The sequence below is a fragment of the Actinomadura harenae genome (genome assembly GCF_003696215.1).
GTDB lineage: Bacteria > Actinomycetota > Actinomycetes > Streptosporangiales > Streptosporangiaceae > Spirillospora > Spirillospora harenae.
The window spans coordinates 15,629-35,976 of record NZ_RFFG01000083.1; the positions used below are offsets into that span (position 1 = coordinate 15,629).

Annotated in this window: 13 protein-coding genes and 1 pseudogene; 1 reads left to right on the forward strand and 13 read right to left on the reverse strand. The window is 74.9% G+C overall.

Annotated features, from left to right (window positions below; all coding sequences use genetic code 11):
* The first annotated feature begins 26 nt into the window (after positions 1-26).
* Complete coding sequence (locus tag EBO15_RS32450; RefSeq protein WP_122198296.1) at positions 27-836, forward strand: inositol monophosphatase family protein; 810 nt, start codon at positions 27-29, stop codon at positions 834-836.
* Here the strand turns inward: EBO15_RS32450 and EBO15_RS32455 are convergent.
* The 13 genes and pseudogenes from EBO15_RS32455 to EBO15_RS44580 form a co-directional block, all read right to left on the reverse strand.
* A complete protein-coding gene (locus EBO15_RS32455) occupies positions 820-2,223 on the reverse strand; it encodes a condensation domain-containing protein (protein ID WP_122198297.1) in 1,404 nt (467 codons plus the stop codon). The genes EBO15_RS32450 and EBO15_RS32455 overlap by 17 nt on opposite strands.
* Positions 2,216-2,815, reverse strand: a complete 600-nt coding sequence (locus tag EBO15_RS32460) for a hypothetical protein (protein WP_122198298.1) — start codon at positions 2,813-2,815, stop codon at positions 2,216-2,218. The genes EBO15_RS32455 and EBO15_RS32460 overlap by 8 nt, the downstream gene beginning before the upstream one ends.
* Positions 2,815-3,966, reverse strand: coding sequence for a hypothetical protein (locus tag EBO15_RS32465; protein ID WP_122198299.1), 1,152 nt, complete (start codon positions 3,964-3,966; stop codon positions 2,815-2,817). The genes EBO15_RS32460 and EBO15_RS32465 overlap by 1 nt, the downstream gene beginning before the upstream one ends.
* Complete coding sequence (locus tag EBO15_RS32470) at positions 3,963-5,324, reverse strand: MATE family efflux transporter (RefSeq protein ID WP_122198300.1); 1,362 nt, start codon at positions 5,322-5,324, stop codon at positions 3,963-3,965. The genes EBO15_RS32465 and EBO15_RS32470 overlap by 4 nt, the downstream gene beginning before the upstream one ends.
* A gap of 137 nt (positions 5,325-5,461) precedes the next feature.
* Positions 5,462-5,836: a helix-turn-helix domain-containing protein gene (locus EBO15_RS32475; protein ID WP_158628428.1), complete on the reverse strand. Its 375-nt coding sequence runs from the start codon at positions 5,834-5,836 to the stop codon at positions 5,462-5,464.
* Positions 5,837-5,919: 83 nt separating this feature from the next.
* Positions 5,920-6,579 (reverse strand): hypothetical protein, encoded by a 660-nt coding sequence (locus EBO15_RS32480; protein ID WP_122198302.1) that lies wholly within the window; start codon positions 6,577-6,579, stop codon positions 5,920-5,922.
* Between the two features lie 13 nt (positions 6,580-6,592).
* A complete protein-coding gene (locus EBO15_RS32485; protein ID WP_122198303.1) occupies positions 6,593-7,399 on the reverse strand; it encodes a sulfotransferase family protein in 807 nt (268 codons plus the stop codon).
* Positions 7,400-7,765: 366 nt separating this feature from the next.
* Complete coding sequence (locus EBO15_RS32490) at positions 7,766-10,861, reverse strand: BTAD domain-containing putative transcriptional regulator (protein WP_233616577.1); 3,096 nt, start codon at positions 10,859-10,861, stop codon at positions 7,766-7,768.
* Between the two features lie 788 nt (positions 10,862-11,649).
* Positions 11,650-12,453: an alpha/beta fold hydrolase gene (locus tag EBO15_RS32495; protein WP_122198304.1), complete on the reverse strand. Its 804-nt coding sequence runs from the start codon at positions 12,451-12,453 to the stop codon at positions 11,650-11,652.
* Between the two features lie 81 nt (positions 12,454-12,534).
* Positions 12,535-13,449: a Cgl0159 family (beta/alpha)8-fold protein gene (locus tag EBO15_RS32500; RefSeq protein ID WP_233616578.1), complete on the reverse strand. Its 915-nt coding sequence runs from the start codon at positions 13,447-13,449 to the stop codon at positions 12,535-12,537.
* A 120-nt stretch (positions 13,450-13,569) separates the two neighbouring features.
* On the reverse strand, positions 13,570-16,521 hold the full coding sequence (locus tag EBO15_RS32505; RefSeq protein WP_122198305.1) for an AfsR/SARP family transcriptional regulator: 2,952 nt from the start codon (positions 16,519-16,521) through the stop codon (positions 13,570-13,572).
* 92 nt (positions 16,522-16,613) lie between these two features.
* A complete protein-coding gene (locus EBO15_RS32510) occupies positions 16,614-19,742 on the reverse strand; it encodes an AfsR/SARP family transcriptional regulator (RefSeq protein WP_122198306.1) in 3,129 nt (1,042 codons plus the stop codon).
* A gap of 74 nt (positions 19,743-19,816) precedes the next feature.
* Positions 19,817-20,348 (reverse strand): annotated as a pseudogene (locus tag EBO15_RS44580) (hypothetical protein); the annotation flags it as partial.

Sequence of the window (20,348 nt, forward strand, 5' to 3'; positions counted from 1 at the left end):
CGTTCCGTCATTGCTAGCGTGCGGGCATGACCACCACCGAGATCGGTTCCCTTCTGCGCACCGCCGAACAGGCCGCCCTGGCGGCCGGACGGTATCTGGCACGGCACCACAGGTCCGGCGCGTCCACGCGCGTCAAGGGGCTGCCCCACGACGTGGTCACCGACGCGGACGCGCGGGCCGAGGCCATGATCCGCGAGACGCTGACCGCCGCCCACCCGGCGAGCGAGGTGGTCGGGGAGGAGTCGGGACGCAGCGGCTCGGGCGAGGTCACGTGGTACGTGGACCCGATCGACGGCACCCACAACTTCGCCCGGGGCCTCGGGCTGTTCGCCGTCTCCGTCGGCGTCCACCTGGGTGGCCAGCCGGTCGCAGGGGTGGTCTACGAGCCGTTCGGCGAGGAGCTGTTCACCGCCGCGGACGGCACGCTCCTGGTCAACGGGGCCGCCCCGGCGAGGCGCGCCCCGGACCCGCTGCCGGTCGTCCTCACCGACATCCCCACCGCCGGGCTGCGCGACCCGGCCGAGTACGCGCTGTTCGCCGACCTGAACGACACCACCGACCTGCGGCGGATCGGATCGTCCGCGCTGGCCCTGGCCTATGTGGCCGGCGGCCGCGCCGACCTCGCGGCGAACGCGGACGTCTTCGCCTGGGACGTCGCCGCGGGCCGGGCCCTGGTCACCGCGGCGGGGGGCGGCTTCACCGGCGTCCCGGACGAGCCGGGGACCGAGCGCCGGGGCGGCTTCGTCGCCTGGGGGCCGGGCTTCGACCGGCACGGGGCCCGGCTGGCCGAGGCGATGGGCGCGATCTCCCATCTGGCGGTCAGCGCACCCCGCTGAGCCCGCTGACCCCGCTGAGCCCCGCGAGCCCGGTGAGCCCGGCGATCTCCGCGAGCGGCACGTCCCGCTCCACCAGCTCGATGAGCAGCGACTCCATGCCGAACAGCAGCGCCTCGTGCGCCGCGGGCGGGAGGAGGCAGGTGTCGGCGAACAGGGACAACCGGGTCATGTCCGGTTCGCCGAAGACGTCACCGAACTCCATGAAGAAGGTCCCGCCGGTGGCGCGGCGGTCCTCCCAGGAGAAGACGGTCTCGCGGGCCGCCGTCCTCAGCTCGGCGGCGGTGCGGTCCTGCGGAAGGCGGTCCTTCCTCCCCCGCATGTCGTTGAAGAAGCAGTCCAGCTCCGGACGGCCGCCACGGCGCCGGGTGACGTCGTCGATCTCCCGCCAGGCCTTGGCGGGCGCGAACCGGCCGTGCCGGTAGGCGCCCATCGAGGCCGACCAGACCGTCCGGACCAGGTCCGCGAAACCGGGGCCCGCGAGATCGATCAGCACCGGGACGTTCTGGGCGAGCGAGCCGACGGCGTACCGGAGCTCGGACGGGATCCTGTTGCCCACGATCAGCAGCAGCCCGCAGCGCGCCTCACCCGTGGCCGCGCCGAGCATCGCCGCCGTCGCCGCCAGGCAGACGGTCGAGGTGCTCACGCGGTGGCGCGTCGCGAGCACCTCCAGCGCCAGGGTGACGGCCTTGGACGTCAGGCCGCCGCGCCAGTGCCGCGGCTCCTCGGCCTTCCCCGGCGGAGCGGTGAAGTTGGAGGCGGGGAAGGCCGTCAGCGTGTCCCGGAGGTAGGCCAGCGCCGAGGCCTCCCGCTTCAGCCCCCGCTCCGACCCCTCGTAGGCCGCGACGTCCACGGGCTGGAGGGCCGGAGCCGGACGGTGCGACCCGGCCAGTTCCTCGGCGACCAGACGGGTGCTCTGCAGATCCGCGGTGAGGTGCGTGACGCAGACGATCACCGCCTGGGGAACTCCGCCCGGCGCGCAGATCGCGGCCCGGAAGGGGGGCTCGGAGTCGTGGGCGAACACCGCGTCCTCGAGGCGGCGGTTCAGCTCCATGGCCCCCGCGAGGAGTTCCTCCGGAGAACCCTCGGCGGTCCAGACCTCGACCTGGACCTCGCCCGAGTCGAGGACCCGCTGGACGAGCTCCCCCCGGTCGTCCTCGAAGAAGAGCGTCCGGAGCGCCTCGTGGCGGCCGACGGTCTCGGAGATCCGGTCGAGCACCTGCCCGACCGTCCACCCCTCGGGGACGAGCAGGACCTGGGTCACGTTGTACGGGGTGCCGGGCCTCATCCGTCCCATGTCCAGCCACGCCTGCCGCTGGCCCCAGGTCGACGGCGCGGTGACCGAGCGCTCCCCGGTGAACGGCACCTTCTCCGTGCGCAGGTCACGCATGCCGTGCTCCCGCCAGCTCCGCCTCCGCCGCGCGCAGGCGCTCGTTCAGGTACAGGTCGTTCAGCCCGCCGGGCCCGGTGTGCGGGCCGAGGAACAGCGGGACGAGCCCGTCGCCGTCCGTCGGACGGGTCGCGGCCGGGAGGGTGAGCGTGCCCGCGAAGTCACCGGCGTCCAGGGCGTCGGCCCACCGCTCCTCCGCGTCGAGCAGGCGGACGGCCTCGGGTGGCGCGGGCCGTCCGAGGCGGACGAGCGACGCCGCCCGCGTGCTGAACCCGCTCACAGCCCCACCATGCCGTTCGATCGCGATCGCCATCGGCAGGACGGCGCGAGGGGCCAGCCACTCGCACCCGAGGATCGTCAGGGTCGGCAGCCCCGCGCTCTCCTCCCGCACCTCCCAGTGGGCGAACGGCACCGACCTGCCGTAGCGCCGGACCGCGTCGGCGTCCGCGCCGCATACCGGGCACGTCCGGACCAGCACCGTCACCGGCGGCGCCGGCGGACGGACCTCGCCCGGCGCCTGGTCGGACGGCACCAGGAAATGCGCCCGGACCTCCCTCAGAGCCATCCGCTTCACCACGGACTCGATGTCCATCACAGGTTCCTCCCGCATGTTCCGCCGTGGGCGACGGCCTTGACCGCGAGGTCCACGAGCTCGGCTCTGCCCTCGGCGCCCAGCGACTCCCGGTCCTCGGCCGTCAGCCCCGATCCGACCCACGAGGCGACGGCCTCGGTGAGCCACGCGCCCGGGGCGCCGCGCTCGCGTTTCACCCCGTCCGGGGCGCCGCGCTCGTCCTTCACCCCGTCCGGGGCGCCGCGCTCGTCCTTCACCCCGCCCGGGGCGCCGAGGTCGATCGCGGCGACGTCCGCGCCGAGGAGGAACCCCGCCGCCTGGAGCTCGGTCACGACGCGTCCCGGCAGGTGGCCGGGCCTCTCCATCCGCCGCACCTCCTCCGGGTCCACGCCGAGGAGCCCGCACCAGTCGTGCCAGTACCACCCGTACTCGTGCCCGGACGGCTCCGCGGGCAGGGGCAGCCGCAGCACGCACCGGGACTCCCTCACCTCGACGATGTAGTCGAGGGACGCGGCGAGGACCTTGTCCTCCCGGACGTCCGTCGCCCAGTGCCCGCGCGGCAGCGGCCTGCCGCCGGCGAAGACGGTCGCGTGGCAGCCGGGGAGGTGACCGGGCGTGAGGCTCGGCACCTCGGACTCGTCGACCAGGTGCGGCACGGTGGCGACCATGGGGACGCCGCGCTCCCGGCAGAACCTCGCGATCATCTGGTCGTCGTCGGCGACCGCGTCGGGGATGGGCGCCAGGTACGCCGCGAGGTCGCGGGCCAGCGGAGCGGGCAGGACGAACCCGAGCGCGGGGGCCCAGTCGGTGTCGGACAGCGGCGCCCACGAGGCGCCCGCCGCGGCGGCCCGGCGCACCAGGTAGGAGTTCTGGGGGCTGCGCCAGTGCGAATAGAGGGCGACGGCGTGGTTCGGCCGCTGCGCGATCGCGCTCCGGAGCCGCCCGGCGAAGTCGGCGCTGAGGCCCACGTCGTCCTGGAGCACCAGGTGGTGGGTGGCGTCCGGCGCGATCGCGGCCCAGGCCCGTTTCGCGGTGCGCAGGGGGCTGCGCACGCCGTCCGGATCCGGGTCCGGGACGATCGTGGGCACCAGCGGCGCGGTGTCGCGCAGCAGCCTCCCGATGAGCCCGGCCCTGGCCGGATGGTGCATGACGGCGACACTGATCTCGATCATGTGAGTTCCCGGGGCGCGCGGACCATCCGTCGGACGAACAGCCAGGTGATGAGCGGGACGGTGAGGATCCCGAGGAGGTTCAGGGCGGCGATCGTGCCGTACAGTCCCGCGGACTCGTGCTGGGACCTGGCGATGACGCCGCCGATCACGAACATCCCCCCGAAGTACGGGATGTTGGCGACCAGCGCGATGACGCCGCCGCCGATCTGCTCGATCAGGACGACGGCCGTGACGGTCACGCCCATGCAGCCGTAGGAGAGCCCGACGATCGACAGGAAGTGCGCGGTCTCCGCGGCCACCCGCGGGTCGTCGGTCATGAGCCGGGCGATGCCGTCCCGCCCGAGCCAGAGGGCGAGGCCGATCACCGCGTAGACAGCGACGGCGTGCCGCATCCCGCTGCCGAGCACCCTCGGGACGTCGTCCAGCCGTCCCGCGCCGCGCAGCCGGTTCATGACGATCGCCGTGGCCGAGCCGATCGCGGTGGACGGGACGAGGACCAGGCTCTCCAGGGTCGCGGCGGCGGCGAACCCCGAGACCACGTCCGGTCCGAACGGTCCCAGGATCCAGAGCAGGCCGAAGTTGCTCGCCCCGATCACGACGAAGGACATCGCCAGGGGCAGGCCCGTCCGGGTGAGCTGCTCGGTCGCCTCGGGCCGCCAGACCAGGGGGCCACGCGCCTTCCACACGCCGCGGCGGTGGACCTGGACGAGCCCGACCGTCAGCGACACGATGCCTCCGGCCGCGATCGCGATCGGCAGCGAGTACACGCCGAGGTCGGTCCCGTAGCCGAGCAGGGCCACGCCGCCGACCTCCACGGAGCCGCCGATCACGACGATCACGGCGGCGGAACCGGCGTGCCCGAGCCCGCGGAGGCTGGACGCGCACAGGGTGGTCGGCAGGAACAGCATGCTGGCCAGGCACGTCCAGCGGACGAAGGCGGTGAACGTCCCGATCAGCTCCGGTCTCATGTGCATCAGGGACGCCAGGCCGGGCGCGCTCACCATCACCAGGACGGTCAGCGCCCCCCAGATCACCGCGCCCACCCGGCCCATGCTGAGCGCGACCGGGACGACGTCCCGCACGCGGCCCCGTCCCCGGGAGATCGCCGCGGCGACCTGGTTGCTGACGTCGAAGCCCATCTGGAGCGAGATGTACAGGAACGCCAGCGGCATGTAGACCGAGCGGATGTAGAGGACCTCCCCGTTGATCCGCCCCATGATCGCCATGACCGCCAGCGGGACGATCACCCCGGCGGCGCCGCTGAGCGCGAGCGAGCCCGCCGACCGCCGGATCTCGCCCCCGCGGCCCGTGCCGTCCGCCAGCGGCTCCGCCGCCCGAAGCTGGTCGGTCCCAGCCATGACACCCCTTTGTTGAATCCGTGCTGTCGAAGCCGTGCGATCCGAAGCCGCGATCGAACCCGTGGGATCGAAAGCGAGTGACCCGCGTCCGCCGGTCGTGCGCGTGAGTTCGAAACTGCCAGCAGTTCGCGCGGGGGTTAAGCCCCTGTCGGGCGGTCCATCCGGGCGTTCGAACGGGGATGCCCGGTCGTGCGCCCGCCCCCTTGGGACCTGCACAGCGTGCAGGCGGGGCCGGTCGGGGAGTCGGCGAGCCTGGCGCTCCGGTCGGCCAGCATGATCCCCAGCTCGAGCCGGCTCCGCGCCCCGAACAGGGCCATGGTCTTGGCCACGTGGCGTTGCACGGTCCGCGCGGTGACGTCGAGCTTCTTCGCCACCGACTCGTCGGTGTAGCCGCAGGTCACCAGCTGCAGGATCGCCTTCTGCGTGTCGCCGATGAGACCCCTGTCGGAGAAGAGGTCGAGCAGTTCGGTGATGTTCGCGTGCCGCTGCGAGGCCGGCACCTCCCCGGGCACGGACCCGCCATGCACGATCTGCAGTCCAGAGCGTGATCGGGACATCTCTTCAACACCCTCCGATCGAGTCGACGTTCCCTGGCTCAGCCGAGCGGGGCGACGGCCGGGGCCGACACGTCCGCCAGCACGCGGCCGAACTCTGGCGAGGCGAGGTAGGGACGAGGCGCTCGGAGCCTCGGGTCGCAGTCCAGCCAGGTGTCGGACACCAGGCCGTAGCTGGAGACCAGGCCCTCGTTGAAGGCGAGGGTGTCGTGCACGTCCACGACGTTGCACCAGCGGCGGACGACCGGTCCCACCTGCGGGTTCAGCGCCAGTGGCGATCCCACCGTGACGAGCGCGTCCGCCGGGGCGCGGCGGAGGGCGTTGAAGGCCGCCACCGCGCCGAGCGCGTGCCCGATGACGACGTCCGCGCCGTCCCCCATCGCCTCGAGGACGCGGTCGGCGGCGCGCCGCTCGAAGAGGAAGGCGCGCATGGCCGCCAGGGTGGACTTCAGCTCGTCGGCCGGTATCCCGGCGAAGTAGCGCGACGTGCCGAGCCGCTCCAGGATCTCCTCGGGCGGCAGCGGTCCCCGCACGGGTTCGGGGACGTCGAACCGCGCGGTCTGCCACCACCCGGAGATCACCGTGAGGTCCCAGGCGGTGAGCTCTCCCCGCCAGGGTTCGACGTCCCCGTCGTCGAGGTTGACGAAGGAGACGTCGGGCTCCACGACCGGCCGGCCGGCCAGCGCGAGTCCGTCCATCATGGAGGTGACCCATTCAAGCCGGAGCGAGTCCGGCGTCCTGCGCGGACCTCCGGTCCCATGGACCACCACGACGCGTGACACCACGAAACCCCGTTTCCGCGAGGCTGTAGCCGTGTCCGTTCACGGCGTCCTCGAGATCGTGGAGGTCGTGCCCCTCGGGGGACGACCTCCATTGTTCGAAATACCTGTCGTTGGCGACGTCGTCGACACTCGACGCGTCGAACGACGGAGCGAGCCCGATGAAGTCGGAGATCTCCGCGAGCGTCTCCGACGGGCGCTTCATCAGGTGCTCGTAGCGAACCGTCATGAACGCGTCCAGGAAAGCCGAGTCGGCCATGGCCAGATCGTGGGCGTGGATCCAGTGCTCGACCAGCCGGCGGACGGAGAGCGCGGGCGTCCATTTCCGGGTGCTCAGTGAGACCGGAACGGGATGCCGGGTGATCAGAATGAATTTCGAATGGGGAAACGCCTGCTGGAGGAACCGGAACCTGAGCATGTTCGGCGGCGATTTCTCCAGGAGCACGGGCAGCGACAGGTCCCAGTAGCGCGACCACTGCGCGGCCAGGCGTTCGGCGACCTCCGGGGACGCCTCGGTCATGTGGGCCTCTTCGGTGAAGGCGAAGCGGCCGGGGCCGCCGTGGTGCTCGTCCGTCGGGCAGACGGTCTGGAGGTGCTCGCCCTCGTCCATCGGGGCGCCGGTGTTCTCGAACGCGCTGATCTCGGGGTGCGTTCCCAGGAGCGACGCGAGGAGAGTGGTGCCGCTGCGGTGGAGGCCACCGATGAACACCGTCAACTGACCGTCCGGCCGAATCCGCCTCATGGGACCATCCGATCACGGTGTTCGATATGCCAGAAGAATTCTGTCGTATTCATGACACCAACTACGATCAGTGGTCTTATGGCGACGCATTGGAGGCGATCGGAGGGTGGGCGGAACGTTCAATTAACGTTAATTCGAAAACCGTTCCCGGCGGGCCGGTGGTACGGCGAAAACGACTCGGCGCCCACCCTGTGGTCCGGCCACACGGTCCGGGCATGCGCACGACGATTCCCCGCGGACAGATCTCCCTTCCCCGGCCCCTTGACACTCTCGGAGTGCCGTGGTCATGCCGATGGTGCGGAACAGGCCGGGCACGAGTGCCGTCGCCAGAGCGGGCCGCCGCGCCCTGAGCGTATGCAGGGAGGCTTACAGGTCGCTTACAACTTCCTCTTCCGTCCTTTCACAAGCGTCGATATTCGCCTGGACGGCCGTGAGGGGGAGGGCGGCGGCCACCTCCTGGAGCAGGTGGTCGGCCTCCTGCCGGCTGCGGGCCGCCGCGACCTCGTCGCCCGCGGCCGCGTAGGCGCGGCCAAGGGCGTGGAGCGTCTCGCCGAGGAAGGCGCGCCACCCGCGGGCGCGCCAGAGCCGGGTGGCCTCCTCCAGGCGGGCGACGGCCGCGGAGGGGCGGCCCTCGGCCAGGTCGAGCTCGCCGAGGATCTGCAGCGTCTCGGCATGGTGGTGGCCCATGTCGTTGCGGAGGCTGATCGCCAGCGCCGCCTCGGCGGTGGGACGGGCGCGTTCGTCGCCGAGGGCGGTGTAGAGCCTGGCCAGGTGGATCAGGGAGAAGGCCTGGGTGAAGTGGTCGCCGAGGGCGCGGGCCACGTCCAGGGACCGGGTGAGCAGGTCGTGGCCGCGCTCCACCTGGCCGGCCTTGCAGAGGCCCGCGCCGAGGAACTGCATCGCCGTCGCCTCGAAGCGGGCGTTGCCGAGCAGCCGCGCCAGGTCCCACGCCTGCGTCATGTGGTCGATGACCCTGTCGAGGTCGGGGTCGGGGTCGACAGCGCGGCGGGCACGGGCGCCGACGTCGCGGCGGGCGCGGGTGTGGGCGTCGTGGTGGGCGATGGCGAGGATCTGGTGGGCGCGGGCCTGCCCGCCCAGGTGGCCGCTTTCGGTGGCGAGGCGCAGCGCCTGCTCACCGGTGTCCAGGGCCTGCCGCGTGCGGCCCTGGGCGACCTGGCTCCAGGCGATCGTCACCAGGGCGTCGGCCATGCCGCGCCGCTCGTTCAGGCTCTCGAACAGCTCCAGGAGGCGCTGGGCCCGGTCGTACAGGGCGACCATGGTCTGCGCGCCCTGGTCAGGGGTGGCCCAGATGGTGACCTCGATGACGCCGCGCTGGAGCACCGCCTCGCCGAGCCGGTCGCCGTCGGCCTTGCAGGCCAGGAGGGCGTGCCGGTGGGTGCCGCGCCACTCGTCGTATAAACCGCGCAGGTCGCAGTACTTCTCCTGGCACGCCGCCAGGTCCCAGGCGGCCTGGGCGAGGTGCAGCCGGGCGGCCTGGCGGACGGCGGCGCTCAGGGCGGGCTGTTCCGCGTCGAACCAGGCCATCGGGTCGTCGAGGAGGCGCGCGGCGAGCGGCGAGGGGAGCGGCCAGCGCCGCGCGGGCCCGTGGATGGACGCGTGGCAGCGTCCGGGGATCTGGTCGGCGGCGCGTTCGGCCAGCCACAGCCAGCCGCCGAGGGCCCGTTCCACCGCGGCCAGGCGCGCGTCCGCGTCGTCCTCGGCCACGGACCGCTCCCGCGCGTACAGGCGGACCAGGTCGTGGACGCGGTAGCGCGGCCGCGGCTCGGTCCCGACCTCGGTGAGCAGCTGGGCGTCGATGAGCGCCTCGAGGTGCCGCTGGGCGTCGTCGACGCCGATGCCGGCGACGGCGGCCGCCGTCCAGGAGGCGAAGTCCGCGCACTCCAGCAGGCCCAGCAGCCGGAACACGCGGCGGGTCTCGGCCCGCAGGCGGGCGTAGCTGAGCGCGAAGCTGGCGTGCACCGCCAGGTCGTCGTCGCTCAGTTCGGTCAGGCGGCGGCGCTCGTCGCCCAGCAGGCCCGCCAGCCGGGCCAGGGCCCAGCGCGGCCGCCTGGCCAGCCGCGCCCCGGCGATCCGCACCGCCAGCGGGATGTACCCGCAGAGCCGGACGATGTCGGACGCGGCCTGCCGCTCGGCGGCGGTCCGGTCGTGCCCGGCGATGCTGCCGAGCAGGTGGACGGCCGCGCCGGGGTCGAGCACGTCCACCTCGACCAGCACCGCCCCGGGCAGGCCGGTCGCGGCGGACCGGCTGGTGATCACGGCGGCCGGTCCGGACGCCCCCCGCGCGGCGGTCCCGGGCAGCAGCGGCCGCACCTGCCGCTGGTCGGCGGCGTTGTCGAGGACGACCAGGACGCGCCGTCCCGCCAGGACGCTGCGGTACAGCGCCGACCGCTCCTCCGTCGTCTCGGGGATCCGGCAGGCCGCCACGCCCAGCGCCCGCAGGAACCGGGCGAGCACCTGCCCGGGGTCGACCGGCTGCGCCTCGGCCCCGCGCAGGTCCACGTACAGCTGCCCGTCGGGGAACTCGGCGGCGATCTGGTACCCGGCGTGCACGGCGAGGGTCGTCTTGCCGATGCCCCCCATGCCCACGATCACCGGCAGCCCGCCCTGCCGCAGGACGCGCTTCACCGAGGCCAGGTGCTCCCGGCGGCCGGCGAAGTCGGGGACGTCGGCGGGCAGCTCCGCCGGGGTCACGGGCGATCCGGCGCCGGCGTCGCCCTCGCCCTCCGGGGCGCCGTCGTGCGCGAGGATGGCGAGGAACGCCTGCTGGACCGCTCCCCCGGGTTCGACGCCGAGCTCGTCCGCCAGCCGACGCCGCAGGGCGTGGAAGCACCGCAGGGCCTGGGCGGGGCGGCCGTCGGCGGCCAGCAGCCGCATCCGGGCGGCCTGCAGCGGCTCGTCCAGCGGGAAGTCCTCGGCCATCGCGGTCACGACCCCGATCCCCGTCGCGGGCGTCCCCGCGTCCAGGGCGCGGTCGGCGAGCGCGAGGGCCGCCGAGCGGACCCGGTCGTCGATCGTCGTCAGCAGCGGGTCGCTGCGCTCCAGCCTGGCCAGGCCCGCGAGCACCGGCCCGCGCCGCAGCGCCAGGGCGCCCGCCAGGTCACCGCGGGACGCCAGGGCGCGGAACCGGCCCAGGTCGACGGCGGACGGCGCGACCACCAGCCGGTACCCGTCCTCGTCGAAGTCCACCGCCACGCCGTCGTCGCCGAACCGGCCGAGCCAGTCGCGCAGGCGCGACACCCCGGTGTGGACGGCGCCGCGCCCGACCCGGTCGCCCTGCCCCGCCCACACCAGCTCGACCAGCCGGGCCAGCGGCACCCGCTGCCCCTCGGCGGCGAGCAGGACCCCGAGCAGCGCTCTGAGCACGGGAGCGCGCGGCATGGGCACGGGAGCCCCGTCCGCCTCCACCCGCAGAGGGCCGAGCACGCCGAAATTCAAGATCATCCATTCCCACGCTCTCTGACGGAACGGTGCACCGCCCTTCGGCGACCACCGGGTTCTCGACGACCATCGGGCGTCGCGCCTCTCCGAACCGTGCGGGGAGAACGAGAGAAACGAAGCCCATCGACGTTTCCTCGGCATCATCGATTCGTGCCGTCCGGATTTCCCGGACATGAACGAACGCGGCAGGGCGGGCCCGCGGGTGAACCCGCCTTGCCGAATCGAGCGTGAATCCCCGGACGGCGCGGGTCGTCGCGACCGGCCCCCTCCCTGGCCGGACGGCTCCCGGTGATCGCCCTCCTCGCGGTCGCGGGCGTCCGGGCGGCCCGCGCGCGGCGGCGCGGCGCGCGCCCGGCCCTCCTGCCGCCGCTGGCCGAATCCGGCCATCAAGGCGCAGGCCAGGGACGCCCCGGTCACGTTCGAGCGGGGCGTCCCGACGGGCGGGCACATCGACGGTCGCGCCCGCGCCGGCCCGCGCTCCACGCGCGGGGTCGGCGAACGCGACATCGGGGTTCTCGTCGAACGGTGGACCACGCCCAAGCCCACACCACCCAGCGTCCGGATCGGCGACCTGTCCGGGCGGAGCCCGGCCTGGCCCACTTCGAATACCGTCGAATCGACACTAAGTCAATGACGAAAACGTCAGCCGACGCGTGAACGACGTGACCGGTGCGCAATCCCGTCGATCTTTCCCGTACGATGGCGCATTGGCTCGACGGGGGTCTCCTCAGGAGATGACAATAGGGGTCAACCTCCGGTTCGAGGCCACGCCCTCCCCCGCCGGATCCCGGTCACCAGGGGTGGCGCTCCAGGAAGTCGCCGACCTCCTCGGCGAACGTGTCGGGGGCGTCGGAGTAGAGCCAGTGGCCGCACCCGGGCACCTCGACCAGGGTCGTGCCCGGACGTTCGGCCACCATGCGCTCGGCGGTCGCCTCGGACAGCATGAACGTGTCGCCGCCCCGCATGAGGAGCGCCGGACGACCTCCCCCGGCGGACGCGCGCCACGCCTCCGAGTGGTCGCCGACGAGGGCCCTCTGGGACTCCATCAGCTCGCCGGTGTCGAACAGGAAGCCCCAGCCGTCGTCGAACTCGGCGGCGCTGTCCATGAAGTACGACGCGTCCGGGACGCCGCGCGCCTCGACGGCCTCGCGCAGCGCCTCGCGGGACGGGACGCGGCGGGGCCAGTCCGAGACGTCCAGGATGGGATACGTCTCGGGCTCGACGTTGAGGACGGTCATGTCGACGACGACCAACGCCGACACGAGGTCGGGGCGGCCGGCCGCCAGCAGGAACGCGACCGCGCCGCCCATCGAGTGCCCGAGGACGGCGACGGGCCCGCCGCCGAGCGCCTCGATGACCGCCGCGGCGTCCGCGGCGTAGGCGTCCGGCGTCAGCGCGCCCCCGTGGGCCGAGAGGCCGTGGGAGCGCAGGTCGGGGGCCACCACGCGGTACCGTCCGGCCAGCGCGGCGGCGAGCGGCGCGAAGATGCCGCCGTGGCCGAAGTGCCCGTGCAGCGCCAGCAGGGTCGGCCCGGGACCGCCGAAGTCCCGGACGACCAGGTCGATTCCGTCGTTCTCCACTCGTCGTTGTTCCATGCGTCCATGATCGCGAACGGGACGATCAGAGGTGACGGCATCGGGCGGGTTCGTCCCCCTCGCAGCGGCCCGGCCGCGGCCTCACAGGGGACGGACGGTCCGCTCGACGACCTCGACGGCGGCGTCCACCGCGCCGCGCACGTCGCCGTCCGGCGGGTACAGCAGGGACCGGCCGACGATCAGCCCGCGCACGTTCGGCGGACGCAGCGCGCGCCGCCACCCGTCGAGGACGGCCCGCCGGTCCCGCGAGACCTCGCCGCCGAGGATCAGCGCGGGCAGCGTCGTCGCCGCCATCACCCGGTCCATCTCCGGCACGACCGGCACCTTCAGCCAGGTCCGGGCCGAGGTCGCGCCCAGCGCGGACGCCACCGAGATCGCGCGGATCATCGCGTCCGGGGTGAGGACGTTGCGCAGGCGCCCCTCCTCACGGCGCGCGGAGAACGGCTCGACGACCGCCATCAGCCCGTGCCCGGCGAGCTGCGTCACGGCCCGCGCGCACGCCTCCAGCGTCGGCGCGGTCGCCGGGTCGGACTCGTCGATCCGCAGCAGCATCTTGCCGCCGTCCAGCCGGGACGTCGCGACCGACGCCGCGTCGTAGCCGGTGAACCGGTCGTCGGTCTCGAACGCCGACCCGGCCAGCCCGCCCCGGTTCATCGAGCCGAGCACCACCATCCCGTCCAGGACGCCGAGGAGCAGCAGGTCCTCGACGACGTCGGGGGTGCCGAGCACACCGTCCACGCCGGGCCGCGCCAGCGCCGCGCAGACCCGCGCCAGGTAGTCCGACCGGTCGGTCATCGCCCGCGGGTCGCCGCCGGCGCCGAGCACGCCGCGCCCCGGATGGTCGGCCGCGACGATCATCAGCCGCCCGGTCTCCCCCGCCGGCCGCGTCCGCCGCACCCGCGCCGCGGCCCGCTCGGCCACCGCCCCGGGGCTGCGCACCCGGACGGCGGTCAGCTCCGCGATCCGTTCCGCCCACTCGGTGGTCGCCAGCGTCACGGCCTCACCTCACGCCCGAAATGGAACGGTCTCACGAAGACCTTGTCACCCGGATCGGCCCCCGCCAACCCCCTGTTCCCCCTACCCACCACACGACACCCGCCGGGGGCGGGGTCGCGGTCAGGATCGGCGGAGGTCCGCGTGCGGGGCGTCCGGCGGGTCGGCGGGGAGGAGCTCGGCGGGCTCGGACGCGTCGGGGAGCCGCAGCTCGGTGAAGACGCGCTGCGCCTCCAGGAGGCAGTCCCTCGCCCGGCCGGTCTCGCCGAGCTCGCGGAGCGCCCAGCCGAGCTGGGTCAGCCCGCGCGCGTAGAAGTAGTCGTCCTCCTCGGTGGACGCGACGGTGCACGCCTCCTCGGCGTGGACGCGCGCCGCCTCGTGGTCGCCCACGTGGTTGCAGGCGCGGGCGAGCCAGCTCAGCGCGAGCGACTCCCAGTACCGTCCGCCGATCACCCGCAGGATCCGGACGCTCTCGCGGAAGGCGTCGAGGGCGGCGTCCTGACGGCCCGTCCACAGGTGGACGTTGCCGAGGTAGAGCAGGGCCCGCGCCTGGGCGCCCAGGTCGTTGATCTCATGGGCGAGCGCCAGGGCCCGCTCGCCGTCCTCGACGGCCTCCCCGGGACGCCCGTTGGCCAGCAGCGCGACGCCGCGCAGGGCGAGCGCGAACGACTCGCAGGCCGGGTTCCCGGTCGACCGGCTGAACCGGACGGCCTCGTCCAGCGACGCGAGCGCGCCCGGGAAGTCCCGCTCGGTGAGCTGCTCCCCGCCCAGGTGGTTCAGCACGTAGGGCAGCATGGCGTCGTCGCCGATCCCGCGGAGCAGCTCGACGGCGCGTCCGGTCAGGGGGAGCGCCTCGTCGACCAGGAACCGGCGGCTCACCGCGCCGCCCTCGAGGAACAGCGCGCGTCCCTCGGCGGCCGCGTCGCCGCGCTCCGCCGCCGCCCGCCCCAGCTTCCGCGCGCTGGTCTCGAGCCGGTCGATGCGGACGTTGTTGAACGCCAGCGGGGTGATGGCCATCAGCACGTCGGCGGGCAGCGCGATCGGGATCCCCGGCTCGCGGGACGCCTGCTCGATCGCGTCGAACAGGTCGCCCTGCGCGGTGTGGAACCAGACGACGGCCCGCCGCCGGTCGGCGAACTCCCGCCCGTCCGTCCGCGCCGGTGTCACGAGCCGGGGCAGCCGCTCGGCCGGGGACATGACGGGATGGGTGTTGCGCAGGGTGACCAGGTAGTACTCCAGCATCCGCACCAGCGCGGGGATCCGCTCCGCCTCCTCGGCCAGCTCCCGCCCGTACAGCCTGAGCAGGTCGTGGAAGCGGTACTCCCACTCCCCCGTCGAGGCCATCAGGCCGACGTCCGCCAGCGCCTCGCACAGGTCCTCCGCCTCGATCGGCGACCGGTCCAGCACGGCCGCGGCGACGTCGGGCGACACCGGCTGCGGGGCGACCGCGGCGAGCAGCCGCAGCGCGCGGGCCTGCTCGGGGACCAGCTGCCGGTAGCTCAGCTCGAAGCTCGCGCGGACGTCGAGGTCGCCCGTCCTCAGCCGCCGCAGCCGGTGGTGCTCGTCGTCCAGGCGACCGACGAGCGACGCGACGGTCCAGGCGGGGCGGGTGGCGAGCCGGGAGGCGGCGACGCGCACCGCGAGCGGCAGCTGACCGCAGAGCGCGGCCAGGTGCCGCACCGACTCCGGCTCGGCCCGCGCGCGCCCGGCGCCGATGATCCTGGTGAGCAGCTCGACCGCGTCGTCCTCGGAGAGGACGTCCAGGGTGACCCGGTGCGCGCCCGCGAGTTCGGGCAGCAGCGCGCGGCTGGTCAGCAGCGTCGCGCAGTGCGGCGATCCCGGGAGGAGCGCCTCCGCGTGGGCGTGGTCGCGGACGTTGTCGAGGAGCACCAGCATCGGCCGCTCCGCGAGGAGCGTCCGGTAGAGGGCGGCCCGGTGCGCCAGGGGGCCCGGGATGTCGGCCTCCGCGACGCCGAGCCGCCGCAGGAACTGGTCGAGGGCGTCCCCCGGGTCGAGCGGGCGGCTGTCGGCCCCGAGCAGGTCGATGTGCAGCTGCCCGCCCGGGAACGCCCCCTTGACCGCGTGCGCGGCCCGGATCGCCAGGCTCGTCTTGCCGACCCCGCCCATCCCGGTGATCAGGACGGGCCGCGCCGGCGCCGCGGTGAGCGCCGCCACGATGTCGCCCGTCTCCCGTTCCCGTCCGGTGAAGTCGGGAAGGACCGCAGGCAGATCCGCACAGACCGGGGCCGCCCCGACGCCACGCCCGCCATGAGCGGACGCGTCGCGGGCGGACGGTGCGTCAGGAGCGGTGGACGGAGGCGCGGGGGCGCTCGTGAGGATCTCGGTGTGGCGCCGGCGGAGGGCCGGGCCCGGTTCGAGGCCGAGGTCGTCGGCGAGGGCCCGCCGGGCGCGGTCGTAGGCGGCGAGCGCGGCGGCCGTCCGCCCCGCCTGGTGGTAGGCCGACATCAGGGCCGCGACCAGCCGTTCCTGATGGGGGTCGCGTCCGAGGGCGTCCTCCAGGCCGGGGATGGCCTCGTGCTCGCGTCCGCTCTCCACGAGCAGTTCGAGGTAGCGCGCGGTGGCCGCCTCGCGCTGTCCGGCCAGTGACTCGCGCGCCGCCTCGGCGTACGGCCCGGGGATCCCGGCCAGCGCCTCGCCCCGCCACAGGGCGAGCGCGTCGGCGAGGACGCGGGCCGCCGTCGCCGGGTCGGCCTCGGACGACGCGGCGGTGACGGCGTCGGAGAACGCCAGCGCGTCGACGTCGGCGCGTCCGGCGAGGAGGCGGTAGCCCGTGCGCGGACGGTGTTCCAGTAGCGTCGGCTCGCCCTTGCCGCGTCCCGGCTGAAGGGCCCTGCGCAGCCGGTAGACGTGGTTGGCGACGACCCGCTGCGGGCCGTCGGGCAGGCGGTCGCCGTAGAGCCCGTCGACGAGGGTCTGGACGGGGACGAACGTGCCGGGCGTCAGCGCGAGCATCGCCAGGACCGCCGTCTGCCCCGGGGATCCGGGCGCGACGGCCCGGCCGTCGACGGCGAGCCCGGTCGCGCCGAGCAGCCCGACGGCGAGCCGCGGAACCACGCCACCGAAAGCCGCGCCACCGGGAACCGCGCCTTGAGGAACCGTGCGACTGGGAACCGTGCGACCGGGAACCGCGGCGATCTCCTCCGTGGTCACTGTCGTGGCCCTCCTTCCGGAACGCCGATGTCGTCGGCGGGGTCGATGCCGAGCTCGGCGAGCTGCCGTCTCGCCTCGGCCAGATGCTCGTACGCCTCATCCGAGCCCGCGGCCTCCAGGGCCCCGCCGTACACGAACCGGGCGCGGGCCGCGTGGTGCGGCTGGCCGGACGCGCACGCGTCCTGCCAGGCGCGACGCGCCTGCCGGACCGCCGCGTCGTGCCGTCCGGCGGACGTGAGCGCCACGGCGAGGCGGTAGCGGACCGACAGGCAGAGGGAGTGCATGCCGCGCTCGTCCGCGCGCTCCAGAATCGCCTCGTAGGCGGCGATACCGGCGTGAAGGTCGCCGTTCCGGCACAGCAGGTCCGCCTCGGTCATCGACGCGATGGCCGAGAGGCGCGGATCGGACGTCCGGAACAGGCCCGCGAAGTGCCGGGCCCGGTCCGTCAGCCGCTCGGCGGGGACGGGCCGGGCCGGGTCCCCCGCGTCGACCACGAGCTCCTGCAGGGCCCCGCCCAGCGCGAGCAGCGAGTCGGGACGGGCCTCCCCCTCCAGCTCGCCGACGAGGGCGACGACCCGGCGCAGCATCGCGCGGGCGCCCGCCGGGTCGCCGGTCTCCCGGCGCGCCAGCGCGCCGTAGTGCAGGCAGAACAGGCCGAGGACGTGCCGGTGCCCGCCCGCGTTCCCGTCGAAGTCCGTCGTGCCGTCGCCGTCCGGGTCGAGTCCGTACAGCGTGAGGCACTCGTCCAGGAGGGCGCGGGCGCGCGCGAACCCTCCGGCGGACAGCTGCACCACCCCGGCGTTGTAGCTGGCCAGCGCGGCGCACCCGGCCAGGTCGACGCCTCCCGCCGTGGCCGCGCCGGGATGGTCGCGGAGGAGGGTCAGGGCGGCCTGGTGGAGGGCGTCGGCGGCCCCGGCGAACGGCCTGAGGCTCAGATGGTCGTCCAGGCTCGCCAGCAGGACCATGAAGTCCAGCGCGAGGCGGATCACGCGCGGGTCGCCGGTCGCGGCCGCCCGCCTGGCCAGCGACGACACCACCGCCTGGTGCCGCCGCACCCAGGCGGCCGCCGCCCCGTCGCCGGAGCCCAGCGTCACGCCCGGACGGCGCGAGCAGAGCACCGCGGGCGCGACCACCCGCACGATGTCCGGCCGGACGGACGCCAGCGCGTCGAGCATCATCGCGCCCAGCAGGTCCAGGGCGGCGCTGATCGCGGCGGTCAGCTCCGTCCCGGTCAGCAACTCGTCCGCCTTGCCCCGCGCATGGACGGCGACGAGCTCATGAATGCCGTACTCGAGGACACCCCGCTCGTGAACGCCGTGCTCGTGAACGCCGGGGCGGCCCGACGCGCGCGGCTGCATCAGGGCGGCCTCCGCCAGTTCCGCCAGCAGCCGCCCGGCCTCGTCCCCGGGCAGGCCGAGGACGGCGGCGGCGGACGGGACCCGCCAGCCGGTGGGATCCACCGCGGCCAGCGTCACCAGGGCCTTCGCCTGAGGGACGGTCAGCTGCGCGAACGACGCCTCCAGAGCCCCGGCGACGGCCAGGTCGCCCGCCTTCAGCTCACCCATGAGCCGGGCGCGGTCGGCGAGCCGCGCGACCATCGACGACACCGTCCAGGCGGGCCTGCCCGCCAGCCGGGCGGCGGCGATCCGCAGCGCGAGCGGCAGATGGCCGCACAGCGACGCCAGCGACGCCACCTGGTCGGGCTGGGCCTCGGCGCGGGCCCGGCCGATGACCGCCGTCACCAGCGCGGCCGACTCGTCCGCGGAGAACTCCCCGAGGCGGATCCGGACCGTCGCTCCGGCGGACGGCAGGGGCCCGCGCGAGGTGACGATCCACGCCGACCCCGGGACGGCGGGCAGCAGCGGGGCGACCTGCGCGTCGTCCGCCGCGTCGTCCAGGACGACCAGCGCGTCCCGGCCCGCGAGGACGGTCCGCAGCAGCGCCGTCCGGTCCGGGACGCCGTCGGGAACCCGGTCGGCGGGGACGCCGAGGGAGACGAGCCAGCCGTCCAGGACGGCCCCCGGGTCCACCGGCCCGTCGACCGTCCGCAGCGAGGCGTACAGCATCCCGCCCGGGAAGCGCGCCCCCTCCCCAGCGGCGGCCGCCTGGGCGACGCGCAGGGCCAGGGACGTCTTGCCGATGCCGCCCAGGCCGCTGATGACCACCCCGCCGCCCGCCGTGACGGCCGCCAGGGCCGTCGCGAGCTCGTCGGCCCGTCCGGTGAAGTCGGCGGGCGCCGCCGGCACCTGCATCGGTACGCGGCGCACGCTGACCGGCGGCCGGACGACCGCCTCACCCACGGGCGGGAGGAGCGCCGCGTCGCCCGCGAGGATCGCGGCGTGCAGGTCCCGCAGCCGCCGCCCCGGCTCGACGCCCAGCTCCTCGGCCAGGACGCGGCGGGCGTCCGCGAACGCGGCCAGGGCGTCGGCGGTGCGGCCCGAACGGTACAGCGCCAGCATCAGCACGGCGTGCAGGCGTTCGCGGTACGGATGGGCGGCCACCTCGGCCGTGACGGCCGGGACCAGCTCCGCGTGACGCCCGGCCGCGAGCATCAGCTCCCCGTGGAGTTCGCGGAGACCGGCGCGCGCCTCGGCCAGGGCGTCCCGGTGGGCCCGGGCGAGCGGCGCGTCCAGGCCGCTCAGCGCGAGGGGGCCGCGCCACAGGCCGAGCGCCCGCTCCACGACGTCCAGCGCCTCATCGGGACGCCGTCCTGGGTCGCGCGCCTCGGCGGCCAGCGCCATGAAGGCGAGCGCGTCCACGTCGGCGGCGCGGACGGCGAGCCGGTATCCGCCCGGGCCACCGGACTCGATCAGCGACGGCTCCCCCGCGCCACCGCCCCGGCCCCGCCTCCGCCCGGGTTCGAGCACGCCCCGCAGCCGGTACACGCAGTTCGCGACCACCTCACGCGCCGACGGCGGCGGATCGGCGGGGTAGAGCCCGGCGATGAGCTCCTCGACCGACACCGTCGCCCCGGCCCGCATGGCCAGCGCCGCCAGGACCGTCTGGACGCCGCCACCGCCGGGAGGGACGGTCTCGACGGCCCCGCCGTTCTCCCGCGTCACGGTGACGGGCCCGAGGAGGCCGATCCGCACGTCCGCTCGTGGGCGCGCCACATCGACCGCCATGACGCACCTCCGCCCCCGACAGGCGTCCTCGCCTGTGCCCCCGTCGGGCGGATTCTAGACAGAAGCTGACATGGTCACCGAACCCCGCCCGCACCCGACGGCCACCGCCGCGCCCTCCCCCAGGTCATCGCGCACGGCGCCGGCCTCCTCCGTCCCACCGGCCCGGACGGCCACACCGCGGCCGCCGCCCGCACGAACGTCCCGCCGTCCCCGGCGCCGGGCCGGACGTCCGAGGCCCGCGCCAGCGCGGCACGACGCTCGGCCCAGGTGTCGGTCCGCTCGGCGAGCCCCCGCGCGAGCAGCCGCAGCAGGCCGGGATAGCGATAGCGCCCGGGGACGGGCGAGTCCAGCATGCCGAGGTCGACGAGCTCCTCGGCCAGGTCCTCGGCCCGGTCCGCGTCCGTCCCGAGGAGCGCCGCGGCGACGTCCCGGGTGACCGCGCCGCCCCCGGCCAGGGCGAGCAGGCGGAACGCGCGGGCCTGCTCGCCGTCCAGCCGGTCGTAGCCGCGCCGGAGCGTCTCCTCCACGGCCGGGGCCCCCCGGGAGAGCTCGGCGAGCCGCCCCCGCTCGCCCGCCAGCGCGGACACCAGCGCCCCGACGCCGCCG

Bases quoted from the DNA above. Each gene is read 5' to 3' on its own strand.
- EBO15_RS32510 (WP_122198306.1), bottom strand. From the start codon at position 19,742: ATGGCGGTCGATGTGGCGCGCCCACGAGCGGACGTGCGGATCGGCCTC.
- EBO15_RS32480 (WP_122198302.1), bottom strand. From the start codon at position 6,579: ATGATGGACGGACTCGCGCTGGCCGGCCGGCCGGTCGTGGAGCCCGAC.
- EBO15_RS32470 (WP_122198300.1), bottom strand. From the start codon at position 5,324: ATGGCTGGGACCGACCAGCTTCGGGCGGCGGAGCCGCTGGCGGACGGC.
- EBO15_RS32460 (WP_122198298.1), bottom strand. From the start codon at position 2,815: ATGGACATCGAGTCCGTGGTGAAGCGGATGGCTCTGAGGGAGGTCCGG.
- EBO15_RS32495 (WP_122198304.1), bottom strand. From the start codon at position 12,453: ATGGAACAACGACGAGTGGAGAACGACGGAATCGACCTGGTCGTCCGG.
- EBO15_RS32465 (WP_122198299.1), bottom strand. From the start codon at position 3,966: ATGATCGAGATCAGTGTCGCCGTCATGCACCATCCGGCCAGGGCCGGG.
- EBO15_RS32485 (WP_122198303.1), bottom strand. From the start codon at position 7,399: ATGAGGCGGATTCGGCCGGACGGTCAGTTGACGGTGTTCATCGGTGGC.
- EBO15_RS32490 (WP_233616577.1), bottom strand. From the start codon at position 10,861: ATGATCTTGAATTTCGGCGTGCTCGGCCCTCTGCGGGTGGAGGCGGAC.
- EBO15_RS32450 (WP_122198296.1), top strand. From the start codon at position 27: ATGACCACCACCGAGATCGGTTCCCTTCTGCGCACCGCCGAACAGGCC.
- EBO15_RS32455 (WP_122198297.1), bottom strand. From the start codon at position 2,223: ATGCGTGACCTGCGCACGGAGAAGGTGCCGTTCACCGGGGAGCGCTCG.